Origin of the sequence: Tepidimonas thermarum, from assembly GCF_007556705.1 — a bacterium.
Classification (GTDB): domain Bacteria; phylum Pseudomonadota; class Gammaproteobacteria; order Burkholderiales; family Burkholderiaceae_C; genus Tepidimonas; species Tepidimonas thermarum.
On sequence record NZ_VJOL01000026.1, the window covers coordinates 1 to 18,509 of the forward strand.

General features: G+C 70.3%; 15 protein-coding genes and 1 tRNA gene. 9 read left to right on the forward strand and 7 right to left on the reverse strand.

Annotated elements, in window-relative coordinates:
• The first annotated feature begins 226 nt into the window (after positions 1–226).
• The 5 genes from Tther_RS07620 to Tther_RS07640 all read left to right on the forward strand — a co-directional run bounded on the left by Tther_RS07620 (position 227) and on the right by Tther_RS07640 (position 3,007).
• A complete protein-coding gene (locus Tther_RS07620) occupies positions 227–616 on the forward strand; it encodes a DUF2946 family protein (RefSeq protein ID WP_185975033.1) in 390 nt (129 codons plus the stop codon).
• A 123-nt stretch (positions 617–739) separates the two neighbouring features.
• Positions 740–1,375 (forward strand): SCO family protein, encoded by a 636-nt coding sequence (locus Tther_RS07625; RefSeq protein WP_143902536.1) that lies wholly within the window; start codon positions 740–742, stop codon positions 1,373–1,375.
• A gap of 73 nt (positions 1,376–1,448) precedes the next feature.
• Complete coding sequence (locus Tther_RS07630; protein WP_143902538.1) at positions 1,449–1,937, forward strand: copper chaperone PCu(A)C; 489 nt, start codon at positions 1,449–1,451, stop codon at positions 1,935–1,937.
• 61 nt (positions 1,938–1,998) lie between these two features.
• On the forward strand, positions 1,999–2,463 hold the full coding sequence (locus Tther_RS07635) for a Spy/CpxP family protein refolding chaperone (protein ID WP_143902540.1): 465 nt from the start codon (positions 1,999–2,001) through the stop codon (positions 2,461–2,463).
• On the forward strand, positions 2,450–3,007 hold the full coding sequence (locus Tther_RS07640) for a hypothetical protein (protein WP_143902542.1): 558 nt from the start codon (positions 2,450–2,452) through the stop codon (positions 3,005–3,007). The genes Tther_RS07635 and Tther_RS07640 overlap by 14 nt, the downstream gene beginning before the upstream one ends.
• 28 nt (positions 3,008–3,035) lie before the next feature.
• Here the strand turns inward: Tther_RS07640 and Tther_RS07645 are convergent, their stop codons facing one another.
• Positions 3,036–4,175 (reverse strand): ABC transporter ATP-binding protein, encoded by a 1,140-nt coding sequence (locus Tther_RS07645; protein ID WP_143902543.1) that lies wholly within the window; start codon positions 4,173–4,175, stop codon positions 3,036–3,038.
• A gap of 41 nt (positions 4,176–4,216) precedes the next feature.
• On the opposite strand from Tther_RS07645, the gene Tther_RS07650 reads away from it, so the two are divergent.
• On the forward strand, positions 4,217–5,902 hold the full coding sequence (locus Tther_RS07650; protein WP_143902545.1) for an ABC transporter permease: 1,686 nt from the start codon (positions 4,217–4,219) through the stop codon (positions 5,900–5,902).
• A gap of 9 nt (positions 5,903–5,911) precedes the next feature.
• On the opposite strand, the gene Tther_RS07655 is transcribed toward Tther_RS07650, so the two are convergent.
• The 6 genes from Tther_RS07655 to Tther_RS07680 form a co-directional block, all read right to left on the reverse strand.
• Positions 5,912–5,986, reverse strand: a tRNA-Arg gene (locus Tther_RS07655).
• 29 nt (positions 5,987–6,015) lie between these two features.
• The gene (locus tag Tther_RS07660; RefSeq protein ID WP_143902547.1) at positions 6,016–9,660 is read right to left on the reverse strand and encodes a translocation/assembly module TamB domain-containing protein; all 3,645 of its coding nucleotides are present in this window, start codon (positions 9,658–9,660) and stop codon (positions 6,016–6,018) included.
• A complete protein-coding gene (locus Tther_RS07665) occupies positions 9,660–11,480 on the reverse strand; it encodes an autotransporter assembly complex protein TamA (protein WP_143902549.1) in 1,821 nt (606 codons plus the stop codon). Before Tther_RS07665 ends, Tther_RS07660 begins: the two co-directional genes overlap by 1 nt.
• Positions 11,477–12,664: a vWA domain-containing protein gene (locus Tther_RS07670; protein ID WP_143902551.1), complete on the reverse strand. Its 1,188-nt coding sequence runs from the start codon at positions 12,662–12,664 to the stop codon at positions 11,477–11,479. Before Tther_RS07670 ends, Tther_RS07665 begins: the two co-directional genes overlap by 4 nt.
• A gap of 13 nt (positions 12,665–12,677) precedes the next feature.
• A complete protein-coding gene (locus Tther_RS07675; RefSeq protein ID WP_143902553.1) occupies positions 12,678–13,307 on the reverse strand; it encodes a GNAT family N-acetyltransferase in 630 nt (209 codons plus the stop codon).
• Between the two features lie 23 nt (positions 13,308–13,330).
• Complete coding sequence (locus Tther_RS07680; protein ID WP_143902555.1) at positions 13,331–14,173, reverse strand: AAA family ATPase; 843 nt, start codon at positions 14,171–14,173, stop codon at positions 13,331–13,333.
• A gap of 88 nt (positions 14,174–14,261) precedes the next feature.
• Here Tther_RS07680 and Tther_RS07685 point away from each other — a divergent pair, with 88 nt between their 5' ends.
• From Tther_RS07685 to Tther_RS07695, 3 genes are all read left to right on the forward strand, one after another.
• Positions 14,262–14,930 carry a c-type cytochrome gene (locus Tther_RS07685; protein WP_143902557.1) on the forward strand — a complete coding sequence of 223 codons (669 nt, stop codon included), beginning with the start codon at positions 14,262–14,264 and terminating at the stop codon, positions 14,928–14,930.
• A 192-nt stretch (positions 14,931–15,122) separates the two neighbouring features.
• Positions 15,123–16,409 (forward strand): polyamine aminopropyltransferase, encoded by a 1,287-nt coding sequence (gene speE, locus Tther_RS07690; protein WP_143902559.1) that lies wholly within the window; start codon positions 15,123–15,125, stop codon positions 16,407–16,409.
• Positions 16,410–16,598: 189 nt separating this feature from the next.
• Positions 16,599–18,494: a TonB-dependent receptor plug domain-containing protein gene (locus tag Tther_RS07695; protein WP_185975034.1), complete on the forward strand. Its 1,896-nt coding sequence runs from the start codon at positions 16,599–16,601 to the stop codon at positions 18,492–18,494.
• Positions 18,495–18,509: the final 15 nt, after the last annotated feature.

Sequence of the window (18,509 nt, forward strand, 5' to 3'; positions counted from 1 at the left end):
AGCAAGATCGCATAAGCGGCTTCCAAGGGGTTGGTTTCGACTCGTATTGCCATGAGGGTTACACTCCTTTCTCGAAGTCATGGCGTCAGACCCACCCTCGCGCTGTCTGCTGGGCGGGGAGCGTAGGCGCGTAGCGCCGGAGATCCCCGCCCAGCAGACAACCGGCAAAATGGAATTTACAGAAAGAACGATACACAACTCTTGCATCTTCACTAGAATGTCAAGGGTGAATCGCACCGACCGTCATCGACGCTGGCCTGCTTGGCTGGCGCTGCTGGCCATGCTCTGGGTCGCACTGGCCCCGGCGCTGGCCGCAACGGCTTTGGGCGATCGGCCGGGCACGCAACGGGTGCAAATTTGCACCAGCACCGGCATGGCCTGGGTGACGCTGGACGCGGTCGGCGACAGCGCGCCCAGCGACGGCGCTGCCGCCACCGTGGCCTGCGACTGGTGCTTGCTGCATGGCGGGCCAGCCTTGCCGCCGTCGGCGGCCGGTGTCGGTCTGCCCATCGACGCTGACCCGCCGGCGTTGGCCGATGCCGCGGCGGGCACGCTTGTGCCGCCACTGGCGTGGTGGCGACCACAGCCGCACGCGCCTCCGCTTCTGTCCGTCTGACGCCGCGCCGTGCGCGGGCCCGTTGGGCTCGCCGTGGCGCCGCCGCCGTGGCCGCCCGCAGCCTGTCGCTGCATGCAGGGCGCGCCACCCCCTGTGTCACGACGCCCAGGAGGCTGGTTGCCGATGAACCCTGAACGTTTTGCCGTGGCGCCCCGGCGCCGCTGGCTCGGCTTGGCCGCCGCCGCCGCGCTGGCGGCCGCGGCCACCCCGTGGCTGGCCGGCTGCGAGCGTGGTGCCGACCGCCCCGCGCTGCGCGGCATCGATGTCACGGGCGCTCCCTACGGCCGCGCCCTGTCGCTGACGGACCAGTACGGCCAGCGCCGCACGCTGCAGGATTTCCGCGGCAAGGTGGTGATGCTGTACTTCGGCTTCGTGCAGTGCCCGGACGTCTGTCCGACGGCGCTGGCGCGCGCGGTGGAGGTGCTGCAGCGCCTGGGGCCCGACGCCGAGCGCGTGCAGCTGCTGTTCGTCACCGTCGACCCGGAGCGCGACACGCCTGCGCTGCTGCGCGACTACATGGCGGCGTTTCACCCGTCGTTTCTCGGGCTGACCGGCACGCCGGAGGAGATCGCCACCGCCGCGCGCGAGTTCAAGGTGTACTACGCCAAGGTCCCCACCGGCAGCGGCTACACCATGGACCACTCGGCGCAGACCTACCTGATCGACGCGCAGGGCCGCCTGCGTATCGTGCTCAAGCACGAGCGAACCGCCGACGACTACGCGCACGACATCGCGTGGCTGCTGCGCGGGGGTGCCTGACCCCCGCGGCCGCTGCCCGCCCCCGCCTTACCGCTCCAGTTTTCAACCCACCTCCACGAAAGGAGACCTGACCATGTCCCGTCACCTGATCCGCAGCGCCGCCGCCGGCGCATTGTTGCTGCTCGGCGCCGCCGCCTGGGCCCAGAGCGTCAAAATCGACGAACCCTGGGTGCGCGGCACCGTCGCCCAGCAAAAGGCCACGGGCGCCTTCATGCGCCTGACCGCACCCGAGCCGATGCGCCTGGTGGCTGGCGAATCGCCGGTGGCCGGCGTCGTCGAGATCCACGAGATGGCGATGGACGGCGACGTGATGCGCATGCGCGCGATCCCGGGCCTGGCGCTGCCGGCCGGCCGTCCGGTGGAGCTCAAGCCCGGCGGCTACCACGTGATGCTGATGGACCTCAAGCGCCCGCTGGCCGGCGGCGAGACGGTGCCGCTGACGCTGGTGTTCGAAAACGCCGCCGGCCAGCGCGTGCGCCAGGAAGTCCAGGCCAAGGTCATGGCGCTGGGCGCACAGCCCGGCGCGATGGGCACCGGGTCGCAGGGCGGCCATCGGCACTGATCAGCCGCACGCTCCCTGTTCGCCACCCTTTCTTTTTCTTTGTTTGTGAAGGAGAAACCCGATGACCACCCCGTTTTTTGCCACTCGACGTTCCCAGGTCCGGCGTGCCACCACGGCCGCGCTGCTGGCTGGCGGGCTGGCGCTGGCTGCCGCCCCGGCCCTGGCCCGTACCAGTGTCGCCGACGAAAGCACGCCGATTGCCGAGCTGATGCCGCTGCTGATCAAGCACGACGCCCAGCTCGGCCTCAACGACGCGCAGCGCCAGGCGCTGGAGCAGTTCCGCAAGGAGGCGATGCCGCGCCGCATCGCGCTGACCAAGCGCATCCGCGACCTGCGCGGCGAGCTGCGGCTGGCGATCCTGGAAGGCGCGCCGGCGGCCCGCCGCGACGAGCTGCGCCAGCAGCTCGTGCAGGCCGAGCAAGAGCATTTGCAGGCGCGCGAGCGCTGCGTCGATTTCGTGCGCTCGACGCTGTCACCGGAGCAGTTCGCGCGCGTGCGTCAGTGGTACATCGATGGCATCCAGTGACCCGACTGCGGCACCGACGGTAACGCTGGCGCCGCTGCAAACCCTGTTCGATGCTGGCGACGGTGGCGGACCGTGGCGCGTGGTGCGTGGGCTGCTGCGGCTGGACCGCGTCGGCCGTGACGGCCCGCTGCTGGTGATGCTGGCCGAGCCGGGTGACTGGCTCGGGCTCGATGCGCTGGCTGGCCAAGCGCATGGCTGGCGTGCGACCGCCGTCACGCCGGTGATCCTGCGAGGGCCGCTGCAGCCGGCCACCGAGGCCGAGCGCGCGCGTTGGTTGACCGAAGCGCTGCTGCAGTTGCCCGAGCGGGCGCACGCGATGGCGCTGCTGCGCACCGGCGCGGTGCGGCAGCGGCTCGCCACGCTGCTGCGGCTGCTGGCCCGTCCGGACGTGCTGGGGCAGACGGGCGACGCCGCCTTGCGCGGACGCCTGCCCCCGCTGCGCGTGCTGGCCGAGCTGGTCGACGCCAAGCACGAGACCGTGTGCCGGGTGCTTGGGCAGCTGTTGCCACGCCCGCGCGAGGCCGCTGCACTGGTGGCGGCATAAGCTGCCGCCGGCCGTGGTCCGGCCGTTTTCAGGCCGCGGTCACCGGTTGGGCCGCCTCGCGCGCCCCGCGTGGCGCGGCGGGCGCGGGTGGCGAGGCCGCGCCCGCGCCGCGCTCGAAGGTCACCACATGGTCCACCGCGATGCGGATGCCGATCCATTCGCCCACGGCGTGGTCGTGGTGGGAGGGTACGTGGGTCATGACGGTCTCGCCGCTGGCCAGACGCAGGGTGTAGAGAAACTCCGCGCCGCGAAAAGCCTTGCGCACGATTTGCGCTTTCACCGGCGCGCTGTCGTCGTGCAAGATGTCGTCGGCGCGCAGCAGCACCTCGCACAGGCCGTCGGGATAGGCGCTGGGCAAGGGGCACTCGGCCACGTCGTGCAAGGCGCCCAAGGGGGTTTCCACCACCACCTCGTCGCCCTGTTGGCGGATGCGCGCCGGGGCAAACACGCCGTGCCCGATGAACTCGGCGACAAAGCGCGTCGCCGGCCGGTGGTAGAGCGTGTACGCGTCGTCCCACTGGTGCAGCCGGCCCTGGTGCATCACGCCGATGACGTCCCCGATGGCAAAGGCCTCCAGCTGGTCGTGCGTGACGAACAGCGCCGTGGTGCCGCTGGCCTTGATGATGGCGCGCACCTCGTGCGCCAAGCGCTCGCGCAAATCCACGTCGAGGTTGGAAAACGGCTCATCCAGCAGCAGCAGCCGCGGCTGCGGGGCCAGCGCCCGCGCCAGCGCCACGCGCTGCTGCTGCCCGCCCGAGAGCTCGTGCGGGTAGCGCTGCTGCAGCCCGTCCAGCCCGACCAGACGCAGCGCCTCGGCCACGCGCGCCCGGCGCGCGGCCACGTCCAGATGCGCCAGCCCAAAGCCGACGTTGCGCGCCACGTCCAGGTGCGGAAACAGCGCGTAGTCCTGGAACACCATGCCGATGCGGCGCTGCTCGGGCGGCAGGTGCACACCTGCGCCGCTGACGGTGACCCCCCCTAACGCGATGTGTCCGGCCGCGATCGGTTCCAGCCCGGCGATGGCGCGCAGCAGGGTCGTCTTGCCGCAGCCCGAAGGGCCGATCAAGACGCCGATGTCCCCCGCCCGCAGGGCCAGGGTGACCCCGTCCACGGCCGACGCTGCCGCGCCAGGGTAGCGGATCGTGAGCTGGGTGACGGAGAGGTCCATGGCTGCATTGTAGATAATGTGCATTCTCATTTGCGCCCGCCATGAACACCACCCCGTTGCCGTCATCCGCCGCCACCGTCGCCGCCAAGGCGGGCGCGCGCCGCTTGGGCGTGCGCGCGCTGGCCCAGGGCGGCACGTGGGCGTTTGCGGCGTGGCTGGCGTTGCCGATCCTGGCGCTGGTGGCCGCGGCGTTGTCGTGGGATGCGCAGTCCCTGGCCATCCTGCGCGAGATGGCGGCCACGGTATTGCCGGATTACGTCGGCACCACCGTCGCGCTATGCGTGGGCGTGGCGCTGGCGGTGGGGCTGGTGGGCTCGGCCACGGCGGTGCTGGTGACGCTGTTCGACTTCCCTGGGCGCCGCAGCGCCGAGTGGCTGCTGCTGTTGCCACTGGCCATGCCGGCTTATGTCGTGGCCTATGCGTACACGGATTTTTTGCAGTTTTCCGGGCCGCTGCAGACCACGCTGCGCGAGCTGCTGGGCTGGCAGGGGCGGGTGTTGCCGGAAATCCGCAACGCCTGGGGCGCGGGGTGGGTGTTCACGTTCACGCTCTACCCGTATGTGTACCTGCTGGCGCGCACCGCGTTGGCCGAGCGCGCCCCGCAGCTGCTGGAGGCGGCGCGTCTGCTGGGGGCCCCGCTGGGCCGGCGCGTGCGCGAAGTCGCCCTGCCGCTGGCGCGCCCGGCCATCGCCGCCGGCGTGGCGCTGGCCCTCATGGAGACGCTGGCCGACTTTGGCGTGGTGAGCTACTTTGGCGTGCAAACCTTCACCGCCGGCATCTACAAGGCGTGGCTGGTGATGGACGACCGTGCGGCGGCGGCCCAACTGGCCCTCATGCTGCTGGCGACGGTGGCCGCTTTGTTGTGGGTGGAGCAGCGCGCCCAGCGGCGTCTGCGTTTTGCCGGCCAGCGCGCAGCGCGCGGCGGTGCCGAAGCACGGCCGGTGCGTCTGGCGGGCGCGCGGGCCCTGGCGGCGTGGACCGTGTGCGTCCTGCCGGTGCTGCTGGGCTTTGGGTTGCCGGTGCTGTTCATGCTGCGCCCGCTGTGGCTGGGGTGGGACGAGCTGCCCTGGCGCGCCTTTGGCGGTTGGGTGCGCAACAGCCTCACGCTGGCGGGCACGAGCGCGGTGCTGGCCACGCTGGCGGCCCTGGCGCTGGCCTTTGCCGCGCGGCGCGTGCCCACCGGGCTCAACCGGTTGGCGGTGCGCCTGGTGGGCCTGGGGTATGCGGTGCCAGGGGCGGTGTTGGTCGTGGGGCTGTTGCTGCCCGTGGGGTGGGTGCAGGCGCGCTGGCCGCATGCCCCGGTGTCCTACTGGATCATGGGCACGGTGCTGGGCATCGTGTGGGCCTACCTGGTGCGCTTTACCGCGGTGGCGCTGCAGTCGGTGCACAGCGGCTACAGCCGCGTGCCACCGAGCTGGGACGACGCAGCGGTGACCCTGGGCGTCACCGGTGCGGCGCTGTGGTGGCGGCTGCACTGGCCGCTGCTGCGCCGCTCGGTGGCCGCGGCCTTGCTGCTGGTGTTTGTGGATGTGATGAAGGAGCTGCCGGCGACACTGGTGCTGCGTCCCTTCGACATGGACACGCTGGCGGTCATGGCGCACCAAATGGCCCGCGACGAGCGCTTGGGCGAAGCCGCATTGCCCGCGCTCACGCTGGTGGCGGTGGGGCTGATCCCGGTGATGTTGCTCAGCCGCGCGCTGCGCCGCGGCGAGACGGCGGCCTGCTGAGGGCCGACCTGGTCCCCCCGCCAGGAATCGAACCTGGATTTGCCGCTTAGGAGGCGGCCGTTCTATCCGTTGAACTACGGCGGGAAACCGGGTCGAGATTGTACCGGGCGGGGTCAGTCGTAGCGGCGCGTGTAGAGCAGCTCAATGGCGTTGTCGTCGCCCGCCTGAGCCCGCAGCGTGAGCCGCCGCGACACGTCGTACAGGATGGACACCGTGCCCACCAGCCCCACCAGGCTGCGTCGGTAGCCCAGGTACAGGCGGTTCGACAGCCGCTTGCCCAGGCTGACGGCGCCGGCGCGCGGCGTGCCGTCTGGGTTGGTACCCTCGGCCTCGTAGGCCAGTTCATCCAGCCCCACGATCGCGGGCAGGTTGGCTCCCCCGCCGTTGGGGCCGCTGAGCAGGGCCAGGGCCGCCCGCTGCAGCAAGGCGGACTCGGCACCCACGCCGGTTGCCGAGCGACCCAGCACCAGCCTGGCCAGGATCTCGCTGTCGGGCAGCGACGGCTCGGCGACCAGCCGCACGCGCGGGGTGCGGGCCGACCCGGTCACTTCCACCCCCACGGTTTGCTGGGGCTGGCTGCGCACCGCCAGCAGGTCCAGTGCCGGGTCGTCAACAACGCCGCCAAAGCGCAGCGTGCCGCGCGCAATGTCCAGCGTTTGGCCATAGGCCCGGTAGCGGCCCTGGCGGGTGCTGACCTCGCCACTCAGGTGGGGCGGGTTGATGTCCGTCTGCTGCCAGCGCAGCGATCCGGTCAGCCTGGTGTCCAGACCCCGGCCCTCCAGCCGGAAGTCCGGGCCCAGCGCCAGTGCAACGTCCACCCCGCCGGTCCAGCCGGGCGGCCAGGGGCGGGTGGGGGCCGGTGGCGGTGGGGCGCCGCGAATGACGACGTCCTCGCCGAGCCGTGGCGTGTCGGCGTCCTGCAGGCGCCAGCGGGCCTGATCGACGCGCAGTTGACCGCCGACGGTCAGGCGGCGCGCTGCGGCCTGCAGGGTCATGTCCCCGGAAAGCGTGAGCCGGCGGTCGGCCCGGGCGAGCACGCGCCAGCGCTGGGCCTGCAACGTCATCGTGGCAGTCGGGTCGTCGCCGGGAGTCCAGCGGACGCGTCCGCTGCCGCGCAGGGTGCCGCCTGCATCGCCACCGCCGGTGCCGCTCAGCTGCAGCTGCTCAATGTCCAGGGTGCGCTCGGTCAACCGGGCCTGCAGCAGGCCATCGCGCCAGTCGATGCCGTCCGCCAGCGATACCAGCCGCAGCGCCGAGCCGCGCAGCGTACCGTCTAGCGTGGGCACGGCCCACTTGCCGCCCAGGCGGACCTCGGCCTGCAGTCGGCCGTCCACCCGCCAACCGGGCGGCAGCCACGGACCAAGCACCGCCAGGGAGGGCCACGCCGCGTGCAGCGTGCCCGCCAGCGTGGTGTCAGGCGGCACGGGCCAAGGCAGATCGGTGGGGAGACTCGCGGGCAGTGTGGCCTGTACGGACGCGTTGATGCGACCGGCGCGCTCGCTGTCCCACATGGTCTGCGCCAGCAGTCGGCGGCCGTCCCAGTCCAGATCGATTTGGGCCGCGCGCACCCCGCCTGCCACGCGGCTGCCGGTGGTGCCGTCCGGTGCCGGCAGCAGCAGGTCGCCAGCTGTGCGATCCAGGCGCACCGTCACCCGCGGCGCAGGCGCATCACGCGCACTGGGGCTCATGGCAATGGGCCAGGACAGAACCCACTGGGCCTGAAGCGCGGTCTCGGGCGTGAATGGCGGCGCTGTATCGTCAGCCGCTGCGCCGCTCCATGCGCGCAGCCAGGGCAGCACCTGCACGGGGTCCAGCTGCCCCTGAACTTGCACGATCCCGTTGCGCCATTCGGCCTGCGTCCAACGCAGTGTGGCGTGCGCCTGGGGCGCTGTGGCGCGCCGGCCCACTGTGGCCAGCACATACGAGGCCCCCACAGTCCACGTTCCGTGCAGCGGATCGTTGGTGTTCCACCGCACGGTCGTGGGGGCCAGCGTCAGGCGCCAGCGCCGCTGCTCCACCGTCAGTTCTGCTTGTGCGGTCAGGGTCGCCTCGGGCTCCCGGCCCCAGCGCAGCTTCAGGTCCAGCTCACCGTCGCGGGCCGGTTCGGTCCAGGCGGCCACGGTCGCGGGCAGGGAGGGTAAAAGCGGTGCCCAGCGCTCGGCCGTGGTCCGAAGCCAGGACTGCGCCTCGGCAAGCCGGGTAACGCGAAGGGACAGGTGGCTTTGCGCTGGAAGCGCTGGCGCGCCGCGCGGTACGCGCGACGGCAGACCGGCAAAGCCATCGAATACCGCAGACAGTCCGGGCAGGTTTAACTGGGCACCACCCTGCACCCCCGCTCGGGGCAGCCAGTGCCCCTGCGCGGTGATGCGGGCCGGGCCCTGGCGGGCATTCAGGGTGACCTTCACCGCGTCGGTGATCGGCATGCCAGGCAAGGGGTGACCTTGCAGGGTGATACTGAGCGGGGCCGTGTCGGTCCCCGCCCACAGGTTGTCTGGGACCACATCGCGGACCGTCAGCAAGCCCTGCAGCGCCTGCAGGCGATCCAGGAGATCCGCACTGCGGTCAGGCGACCAGCGCACCTTGCCAGCGGCCTGTACCGTGCCCTCGCCAATCTCCAGTGCCAGCGACTTCAGGTCTGCGGCTTGGCCATGTACCCGCAGATCGACCTGCGCCGCGCGCAGCGGCAGCCCCCGGCGGTTCCAGGGAGCGGGGCTGCCGTTGATCAGCTGACCTTGGACGGTCCAATGATCGGCGGCGGGGCCCGCGTCTGGGTTGGGCTGCCAGTTCAGCGAGCCTTCCAGCCGGGTGCGCGGCCAGTGTGGCCACAGGGTCGAGAGGTCCAGCGATGCGAGCCTGACCGTGGCGCTGTGCAGGGGCCAGTCGGCCCAGGGGGACAGCTCGGCAGTCGCAGTGGCGCTGGCCGGCCCGTTGGCGGCCTGCAGATCGAGACCTGCGGTCAGCCCACCCTTGTCCGCCAGCGAGCCGTGAACGCGCAGCGCCGCCTGCCACCGCTGCACGGGCGCGTCCGTTGGGGTGGCCTCCAGGGTCGCATTGATCTGCGCCTGGAGCAGCGCCATCCCGCTGGCGGTCACGGCAGCACTCCCCCGAAGCGGCGCGGTCAGCGTGCCTTGCGGGGTGTCGGCACGCAGCACCGCGTGCTCAAGCACCACGCGGTGGTGCGGGATGTCAGGGGTAGCCGGCGGGAGGGCAGACGCCAGCGGACCGTAGACGTAGTGCAACCGAAGATCGGTCGCCGTCAGCGTCTGCCACAGCAACCGGTCCACGACCAGCGGCACGTCGACGCTGCGCAGCCACGGCAGCTGCCGATCGGCGGGCAGGGGAGAGCCCTCGCGGGGGCTTGGCGCGCTCTCGTCCGCAATCACCACCTCGCCGGCCGCCAGTTCGTCCAGCGACAGGTGCCGATCGCGCCACAGACGCGTCCACCCATCGGCGGGCAGGCGCCAATGCAGGTCGCGCACTTCGATCGTGAGCCCATCCTGCTGCCAGCGCAGCAGGGCCACATGGCCGCCGTTGAGCAGGTTGCCCTGCGCGTCCTGCCAGGTGAGCCGCTGGCCATCGGCCACCCACGGGGCCACCCAGGTCAGCGTCTGTGCCAGGGACCCGTCGCGGCCCGCCCACCAGTAGACGCTGGCCCCACCCGCGACCAGCAGGGCGCCCAGCGTGCCCAGGACCCACAGCAGCACCGCGAGCGCCGCCAGCAGACCCCGGCGAACCGCCGTCAACACCCGGGGGGCCATCAGAACACGAACCCCACGCTGACGTGCAGCCGCCAGCGGCGGGCGTCCACCCCGTAGGCCAGATCGGCCCGCAGCGGCCCGACGGGGCTGCGGTAGCGCACGCCTGCGCCGATGCCCAACACCGGGTTCAGCGCTTGCCAGCGATCGGCGACCGCGCCGGCATCGGCAAAGAGGGCCAGTTCCCAGGGGCCCGTGGCACCGCCCAGCGCGATAGGTCGTTGCCACTCGGCGCTGGCCAGCAGCATCAGGCGGCCCGCCTCGACACTGCCGTCGACCAGCGGAACGCCCAGGCTGCGCGGCGCGTAGCCGCGTACGCTGCCATCGCCCCCCGCCAGGAAGCGCTGCCCGGCCGGGACCCGCGTGTCCGGTGCTGCCCACACGGCCCCGCCATCGACGCCCAGCACCACACGGCTGCTGGGCTGTTTCGCATCGGGCGACCCGGCGAGCGGCCACACACCCCGCCAGCGCAGGCGGGCGCGGACGTAGGGGCGCTGCTCGGGTGTCAGCGTCCAGCCAACGCCCAGTTCGGCCCCCAGTCCGTGGCCTTGCGTGGGATCGTCCGCGTCGTCAAACGCGCGCCGCGTCCAGCTGGCGCCGACGCTCAAGCCCGTGGCCGTGACTGTCGATCCGCTGCTGACCCCAGTTTCGCTGGATCGGTCGAACTGCACAAAGACCGCGCGGTCCAGCGCTGCACCGGGTTGTTCGCGGGCCAGCCGCAGTTGCTGGATGCCGTTGACCGTTGCCTGGTCGTACAGCTGTTCCCACTGCAGCCCGGCGCGGTAGCGCCAGCTCGCGTCGTCCAGGGGCGACGTCCAGTCCGTGCCCAGCGCGTGGGTGTCACGGGTCAGCCGCAGCCGCGATTGGGCGCGCCAGTCCAGCCCGGGGACCCGGTGGTGCGTGTGCTCCAGGGTTAGCCGGCCGCCTTCGTCTGCGCTAGCGCCCACGCCCACGGCCAGGCGCTGGCGCGGGGCTTCGCGCACCTGCAGCAGCACCGGGTGAGCGGCGGGGTCACCGTCGTCCGCCAGACGCACGAAGGCGGCGTCGTAGAAGCCGCTGTCCACCAGCGCCCGCTGCGCGCCCTGCAACACCGCTTCGTCGTAGGGCGTGCCCGGGCGCAGGCCCGCCAGCCGTGCGATGCGGATGGCCTGTTGCGCCTCGTATCGTTCGTCGCCGCTGACCTGCGGCTCGCCCAGCCGGATGGCGGGGCCCGCGTCCAGCTGCAGGTGCAGGTGGGCAGCGCGTGTCTCGGGGTCGATGTCAGCCAGGCTCCGGGCGATTCGGGCACGAGGGAAGTCGCGCGCCTGCAGCGCCCGCAGGGCCTGCTGCTTGGCCGCGTCCCAGGCGGACTGGGTGAAGGGCGCGCCGACGGTCAGCGTCCAGCCGGTGCGCAGGTCGTCGAGCCGATCCGCCGCGTCCGTGCCCGCCAACGTCAGCGCGACGCTGGCGACGGTGGTGCGCGGGCCGGGATCCACCGTCAGGCGGATGCGGGGTGGAGCTTCATCCAAGCGCGCCACCGTCACCGTGGGGGAGAAAAAACCTTGGGTCGCCAGCAGCTGGCGCGCATCCGCCGGCGTCTCTGCGATCAAACGGTCCAGCTCCGCCGGGGTGAGGTCCGGCAGGGTGCGAAAGCGCTGCAGTTCCAGGTGTTGGGCCAGCAACGGTGCCAGCGCCGCAGGTGCCTCGACCTCGAGCGTAAAGGCCGCCGGCGCCGATTCGGTGGTGCCTGGCGCTGGGCCACCCTGGGCCGCACACCCGGCCAGCATCAGCAGCGCACCGCACGCCGTGGCGGCCCACCCGCTACGCAGCGTTTGCCCGCTCATTTGGACAGCAGCCGCATCGCGTCCTCCAACCCCTTGAGCGTGAGCGGGAACATGCGCCCGCCCATGAGCTGCTGGATGATCGCGATGCTTTGCCGGTATTGCCAGATGCCCTGCGGCTCGGGATTGATCCAAGCAAAGCGCGGGAAGGCGTGCGTGAGACGCTGCAACCACTCCGCGCCCGGCTCTTCGTTGTGGTATTCGACGCTGCCACCCGGCTGCAGGATTTCGTAGGGGCTCATGGTGGCGTCGCCGACGAAGATCAGTTTGTAGTCCTTGTTGTACTTGCGGATCACGTCCCAGGTGGGCAGCTTCTCGGCGTAGCGGCGACGGTTGTTCTTCCACACGTAGTCGTAGACGCAGTTGTGGAAGTAGTAGAACTCCAGGTGCTTGAACTCGGCGCGCGCGGCCGAAAAGAGCTCTTCGACGCGCTGGATGTGCTCGTCCATGGTGCCACCCACGTCCATGAGCAGCAGCACCTTCACGTGGTTGTGCCGCTCAGGCACCATCTTGATGTCCAGATAGCCGGCGTTGGCGGCGGTGGCGCGGATGGTGTCGGGCAGGTCCAGCTCCAGCTCCGAGCCCTCGCGCGCAAAGCGGCGCAGCCGCCGCAGCGCCATTTTGATGTTGCGCGTGCCCAGTTCCTGGGTGTCGTCGTAGTCGCGGTAGCTGCGCTGCTCCCAGACCTTGACCGCGCTCTTGCCCCCGCCCTTGCCGCCGATGCGGATGCCCTGCGGGTTGTGGCCGCCATGGCCGAACGGGCTGGTGCCACCGGTGCCGATCCACTTACTGCCGCCTTCGTGGCGCTCCTTCTGCTCCTCCAGTCGCTTGCGCAGCTCCTCCATCAGCTGGTCCCACGCCAGCCGCGGGGCGTTGGCCTTTTGTTCCTCCGATAACACGCGCTGCAGGGTTTGCCGCAGCCAGTCGGCGGGGATGTCTTTGGTGAAGTCGGCGATCTGCTCCACCCCATGAAAAAACGCCGCAAACGCGCGGTCGAACTTGTCGTAGTGCTTCTCGTCCTTGACCAGTGTGGTGCGGGCAAGGTAGTAGAAGTCCTCGATCGAGCACGCCTCGGGGTTGAGCGGCCCCACCACGCCGGCCTGCAGCGCCTCCAGCAGCGTGAGGTACTCCTTGACCGACACCGGCAGCCGGGCCGCGCGCAGGGTGTAGAAAAAATCGATCAGCATGGGGTGTCGCGGATCAGCACGGGCGCGCCAGCTGGTGCTGCAGGTGCGCCTTCACGCTCGGCCACTCGCTAGCAATGATGCTGTAGACGCAGGTGTCGCGCAAGCTGCCAGGCGCGTCCGGGTGGGTGCAGATCTGGTGGCTGCGCAGCACGCCGTCGAGCTTGGCGCCCAGTCGCTCGATGGCCGCGCGGCTGGCCCGGTTGAAGAAGTGCGTGCGGAACTCCACGGCGATGCAGCCCAGAACCTCGAAGGCATGCCGCAGCAGCATCCATTTGCACTCGGTGTTGAGCGCCGTGCGCTGCACCGCCCGTCGATACCAAGTGCTGCCGATCTCCAGTCGCCGGTTGGGCGTGTCGATGTGCATGTAGGTGGTCATGCCGACCGCGCGCCCCGCGAGCGCTCCGCTTGGGGCGATGACCGCAAACGGCAGCATGCTGCCGGCCGCCTGCAGCGACAGGCGGCGTTCGATTTCCGCGCGCATGTCTTGCGGCCGAGGGATGGCGGTATACCACAGTCGCCACAGTTCGCCGTCCTGCACAGCTTCCACCAGGTCGTCGTGGTGCGTCGGTGCCAGGGGTTCCAGCCGGGCGTGTCGGCCGGCGAGGGTGACGGGCTCGCACCAGGGGGTGGGGGGTGGGGTCATGGGCACACCGGTGTCGGAGGGTGTCAACGGTTGCGCTGGTTCATGAAGACGAGTTTTTCGAACAGCACCAGGTCCTGCTCGTTTTTGAGCAGCGCGCCCACCAGCGGCGGCACCGTCAGCTTGCCGTCGGCACCCTGCAGCGCGCTCGGGGCGATGTCTTCGGCCGCCAGCAGCTTGAGCCAGTCCAGCAGCTCCGAGGTCGAGGGTTTTTTCTTCAGCCCGGGCAGTTGCCGAATGTCAAAGAAGGTCCGCATCGCCGCGGCGACCAGCTCGTCCTTGAGGCCGGGGAAGTGCACGTCCACGATCTGCTTCATCGTGGCCGGCTCGGGGAACTTGATGTAGTGGAAGAAGCAGCGGCGCAAGAAGGCGTCGGGCAGTTCCTTTTCGTTGTTGGAGGTGATGAACACCAGCGGCCGGTGGCGCGCGCGGATGGTCTCGCGCGTCTCGTAGCAGTGGAATTCCATGCGGTCGAGCTCGCGCAGCAGGTCGTTGGGGAACTCGATGTCGGCCTTGTCGATTTCGTCGATGAGCAGCGCCACCGGGCGTTCGGCGGCAAACGCCTCCCACAGCACGCCCTTGACGATGTAGTTGCGGATGTCCTTGACCCGGTCGTCGCCGAGCTGGCTGTCGCGCAGGCGGCTGACCGCGTCGTACTCGTACAGGCCTTGCTGCGCCTTGGTGGTGGACTTGATGTGCCATTGCAGCAGCGGCATGTCCAGCGCGCGCGCCACCTCCTCGGCCAGCATGGTTTTGCCCGTGCCCGGTTCGCCCTTGAGCAGCAGCGGCCGCTGCAGACGGATGGCCGCGTTGACGGCCAGCAGCAGGTCGGGGGTGGCGACATAGGTGGCGGAACCGGTGAATCGCATGGTGTTTTCCTGGGGGTGGGGCGGTCGATCGAGTCTATATAATCGCGCGTTGATTTTTGTCAAACGTCCCTCCGATTGTGCTTGCAACATGAACCAAACGATGACTTCTTTGTTGAAAACCGTTGTCGCAAGCGCGACCATGTTGGGTGCGCTGGCCGCCCACGCCCAGACCGCCGCGGGGGACGTCAAAGCCGGTGAGTCCAAGGCCGCCATGTGCATCGGCTGCCACGGCATCCCAGGCTACCAGAATGCCTTTCCGGAGATCCACAAGGTGCCGATGATCTCCGGCCAGTCGGCGAGCTACATCGCCGCCGCTTTGCAAGCCTACCGCAAAGGCGAGCGCAAACACCCGACGATGCGCGGCATTGCCGGCTCGCTGTCCGATCAGGACATTGCCGACCTCGCCGCGTTCTACAGCGGCCACAACGCCGGCGTGACCGCGCCCGAGCAGCCCAAGGCCGCCCCGGCAGCGGTGGCCGCCTTGCTGGAAAAGGGCGCCTGCACGTCTTGCCACGGTGCCAACTTCAGCAAGCCCATCGATCCCAGCTACCCCAAGATCGCCGGCCAGCACGCCGACTATCTGTACGTGGCGCTCAAGTCGTACGGCGTCGAGGGCAACCCCTACATTGGCCGTGGCAACCCCATCATGGGCGGCATCGTCAAGCAGTTTTCCAACGCCGAGCTCAAGCAGCTGGCCAACTACCTGGCCACCGTCCCCGGCGAGCTGGCCACCAAGCCGCAATCGCGCTTCCGCTGACGCGAGGCGGCGCGACCCCGTCGGGTGGGGCGCGCTGCGTGCGGACATGCCAACCCCCAGCCGGCCCCGATGGGCCGGTTTTTGCTTGTGGCGGGTTTTGCCTAACCATGGTGGCGCAGGGGTTATAATCAAAAGTTTCGTCCAGGCCGCATCGGTCTGGTGGTGCAACACGATTGGATGGGGGATCGAGCCATGCAAGGGCTTCATCTGACGGCTGATCTGTACGACTGCCGAGGGGCCGACGGTCTGATGACCGATGCGGCGGTGTTGGCCGAGCTGTGCCGGCGTCACACGGTGGGGGTCGGGCTGACCCTGGTCGATGAAAAGTGGTACCCGTTTCCGCCCTACAACGGGCAGCCGGGCGGGGTGACCGGCATGTTGCTGCTGGCCGAGTCGCACCTGGCGGTGCACACGTGGCCCGAGCGGCGCGCCGTCACGCTCGACGTGTACGTGTGCAACTTCACCACCGACAATTCGTCCAAGGCCGAGGCCTTGCTGCGCGAGATCGTGGCGGCCTTCGAGCCCGGACGCAGCGAAATCCACCGCCTGCAGCGCGGCAGCGAGCAGCGCCCGCCGGTCGAGACCATCCTCGAGGCGCTCAACGACGCCGGCGATGCGGTGTACGGCTTCACCGCCAGCGAGCGCGTGCTGGCGCGGCGCAGTCCGTACCAGACCATCGAGCTGTTGCGCACGCCGCGCTTTGGGCTGGCCATGCGCATCGACGGGCATTTCATGACCTCGGAAGGCGAGGAGTTCTACTACCACGAGTGCCTGGTGCACCCGGCGGCGGTGGCGCATGGCGCCCCGCGGCAGGTGCTCATCATCGGCGGGGGCGACGGCGGCGCGGCCGAAGAGGTGCTCAAGCACCGCAGCGTCGAGCGCGTCGTCATGGCCGAGCTCGACGGCGAGGTGGTGGCCATCGCCAAGGAACATTTGCGCGCGGTGCACCGCGGGGTGTTCGACGACCCGCGGCTGCAGGTGCGCATTGGCGACGGGCTGGCCTACGTGGCCGATACGGATGAGCGCTTTGACCTGATTTTGCTCGACCTGACCGACCCCGAAACGCCCGCAGGGTCGCTCTACACCGAGGCGTTTTTCCGCTCGCTGCGGCGCATCCTGCAGCCGGGCGGCGCGGTGGTGCTGCACACCGGCACCCCGGTGTTCGAGCCGCAGCAGGTGCAGCGCATCACCGCAGCCTTGCGCGCCGTGTTCGCGCAGGTGCACCCGTTTGGCCTGTACGTGCCGCTGTACGGGGCGTACTGGGGCTTTGCCGTGGCGTCCGACCGGCTGCAGCCGCGCGCCCTCGACGCGGCCACGCTGGCGCAACGTGTGGACGCGCTGCCGGACCTGCAGTACTACAACGCCGACGTGCACCACGCGCTGTTTGCGCTGCCCACGTTCTACCGCCGCCTGGTCCAACCCGCCGCGCAGGCGGGCGCCGCGGACCGGGCGTTATGCGCCGAGCCGGCCGCGGTCTGACGGGCGCAACCATGCCCCGGCGCCCGCTGCGCCGCGAGCTTGCTACCATCGGGTGTACGCGGGCGGCGGCGTCCGAAGGGGCATCTCATGGAGCGTTGGGCAGCAGTCGCGTCCCCGGGCGGGGGCGCGCAGCGGCGGTCGCGGGTCGCGAAATGGCGCATCGCGCGCATCGGGCGCATCGCATGGCTGATGCTGGCAACCGGCAGCGCAGGGACGGCGGCGGCAGATGGCGCGTGGACCGAGGCCGATTATTTTGCGCCCGTGCCCGAGGTGCTGACCGTCACGCGGCTGGCGCAGCCGCTGGAGCATGTGCCCGGCTCGGTCACGGTGATCGACCGCGACATCATCCAACGCAGCGGCGCGCGCGATATGACTGACTTGCTGCGCCTGGTGCCTGGCTATCTGGTGGGGGGATTCAACGGCGCCAACATCACGGCCGCCTACCACATGCCGCTCGACGAATACGGGCAGCGCAACCTGGTGTTGGTCGATGGCCGCTCGCTCTACAACAGCGGCTATGCGAACGGAACGACGCGCGCGCTCATGACGGTCGCGCTCGATGACATCGAGCGCATCGAGGTTTTTCGCGGCACCAACTCGGCCGCGTATGGTGCCAATGCGCTCTTTGGCGTCATCAACGTCATTACGCGCCACCCCGCGGATGTCGAGCGGCGGCGCGTGGCGATCAGCGTTGGCAACGATGGCATCCGCGATGTCACCGCCGGGCTGGCGTGGGAGCACGGGGCCAGCCAGCACCGGTTGACGGTGCACCGGCGCGGGGACGAGGGCTACCGCCCTGGCTCGGGTGTCAACGACGACCGGCGCGTGGCCCAGCTGCACTGGCGGGCCGACGGCGTCGCGGCACCCGGGTGGGAATGGTCATGGCGGGCCGGGGTGAGTGATTTGGCCCTGGGGATGGGCTACGCCGGCAACGTGGGTGATGCCCCGCGCACGATGCGCTACCGCAACCTCTACGGCCAGGCCCAGCTGCGGGTGGAGGTCTCGGCCAGCGACGCGGTTCAGGCGATGCTCAGCTGGGACCGCATCGATACCGACGACCGCTTTGACTACGCGCCGATCCCCCCGGTGGTGGTGGACTTCGGCGCGCGGGAGCAGCGGCTGGCCCTGGAGCTGCAGCACCAGCGGCAGTGGGGCGAGGGACTGCGCACGGTATGGGGTTTGGGTTGGAGCGATGACCGCATCCGCTCTCGGCCGCTGTTCGATACCGAAGCGGTGATCTCGGCACAGCGCTGGCGCGTGTTCGGCACCGCCGAGTGGGCGTGGTCGCCGCGCTGGCTGCTCAATGCGGGGTTGTACGCGACCCACGACAGTCGTGTGGGCACCGGTGCCTGGCCGCGCCTGATGGTCAACTACCGGCTGGGCGACCACCACACGCTGCGTGCCGGCGTCACGCGCGCCGCGCGCGACCCGTCGCTGTTCGATCTGGCAGCCAACGTCCGCTACCGTTTCCCGACCCCGCCGTACGAGATTGCCACTGTCGTCTCCAGCGGCACCATCGAGCCCGAGCGGCTGTTGGTGCAAGAGCTGGGCTACCTGGGCCAATGGCCGGCCCGGCAGCTCACGCTGGACGTGCGGCTGGCGCGTGAGCGCCTGCGCGACTATATCGAGGAAATCCGGGTGCCGGGCAGCCAGCGGCGCGATTTCATCAACCGCGGCGGTTTTGCCATGCGTTCGCTGGAGTATCAACTGCGCTGGCATCCGCGCCGCGATACCCGCCTGTGGCTGGGCCAGACGTGGACGGACGCGGAGTGGATTGACGCCAACTACTTGCGCCAGCCGCCGCGCCGGATGCTGACCGGCGGGTGGTGGCAGCGCGTGGGCGCGCAGTGGGACCTGGCCGTGCTGGCCGCAGCCCAAAGTCGCATGAGCTGGCGCCAGCCGGGCCGGCATTCGCTGCCTGGCCGCCTGCGCCTGGATGCGCGGCTGGCGCGCACCTGGCGTGACGGGCCCACGACCTCAGAGCTCGCATTCACGGTCCAATCGGTGGGCGGCGCGCAGCCAGCCTTCATTCCCGAACGGGTGCTCGATCGGCGGGTGTTCGTGACGTGGCGCTTGTCGCAGTGAGGGGCGGGTGAGCGG

Excerpts from the sequence above, each read along its gene's own strand:
- Tther_RS07665 (WP_143902549.1), bottom strand. The coding sequence starts at position 11,480 with ATGAGCGGGCAAACGCTGCGTAGCGGGTGGGCCGCCACGGCGTGCGGT.
- Tther_RS07630 (WP_143902538.1), top strand. The coding sequence starts at position 1,449 with ATGTCCCGTCACCTGATCCGCAGCGCCGCCGCCGGCGCATTGTTGCTG.
- Tther_RS07650 (WP_143902545.1), top strand. The coding sequence starts at position 4,217 with ATGAACACCACCCCGTTGCCGTCATCCGCCGCCACCGTCGCCGCCAAG.
- Tther_RS07625 (WP_143902536.1), top strand. The coding sequence starts at position 740 with ATGAACCCTGAACGTTTTGCCGTGGCGCCCCGGCGCCGCTGGCTCGGC.
- Tther_RS07670 (WP_143902551.1), bottom strand. The coding sequence starts at position 12,664 with ATGCTGATCGATTTTTTCTACACCCTGCGCGCGGCCCGGCTGCCGGTG.
- Tther_RS07635 (WP_143902540.1), top strand. The coding sequence starts at position 1,999 with ATGACCACCCCGTTTTTTGCCACTCGACGTTCCCAGGTCCGGCGTGCC.
- Tther_RS07695 (WP_185975034.1), top strand. The coding sequence starts at position 16,599 with ATGCTGGCAACCGGCAGCGCAGGGACGGCGGCGGCAGATGGCGCGTGG.
- speE (WP_143902559.1), top strand. The coding sequence starts at position 15,123 with ATGCAAGGGCTTCATCTGACGGCTGATCTGTACGACTGCCGAGGGGCC.
- Tther_RS07675 (WP_143902553.1), bottom strand. The coding sequence starts at position 13,307 with ATGACCCCACCCCCCACCCCCTGGTGCGAGCCCGTCACCCTCGCCGGC.
- Tther_RS07640 (WP_143902542.1), top strand. The coding sequence starts at position 2,450 with ATGGCATCCAGTGACCCGACTGCGGCACCGACGGTAACGCTGGCGCCG.
- Tther_RS07685 (WP_143902557.1), top strand. The coding sequence starts at position 14,262 with ATGAACCAAACGATGACTTCTTTGTTGAAAACCGTTGTCGCAAGCGCG.
- Tther_RS07680 (WP_143902555.1), bottom strand. The coding sequence starts at position 14,173 with ATGCGATTCACCGGTTCCGCCACCTATGTCGCCACCCCCGACCTGCTG.
- Tther_RS07660 (WP_143902547.1), bottom strand. The coding sequence starts at position 9,660 with ATGGCCCCCCGGGTGTTGACGGCGGTTCGCCGGGGTCTGCTGGCGGCG.
- Tther_RS07645 (WP_143902543.1), bottom strand. The coding sequence starts at position 4,175 with ATGGACCTCTCCGTCACCCAGCTCACGATCCGCTACCCTGGCGCGGCA.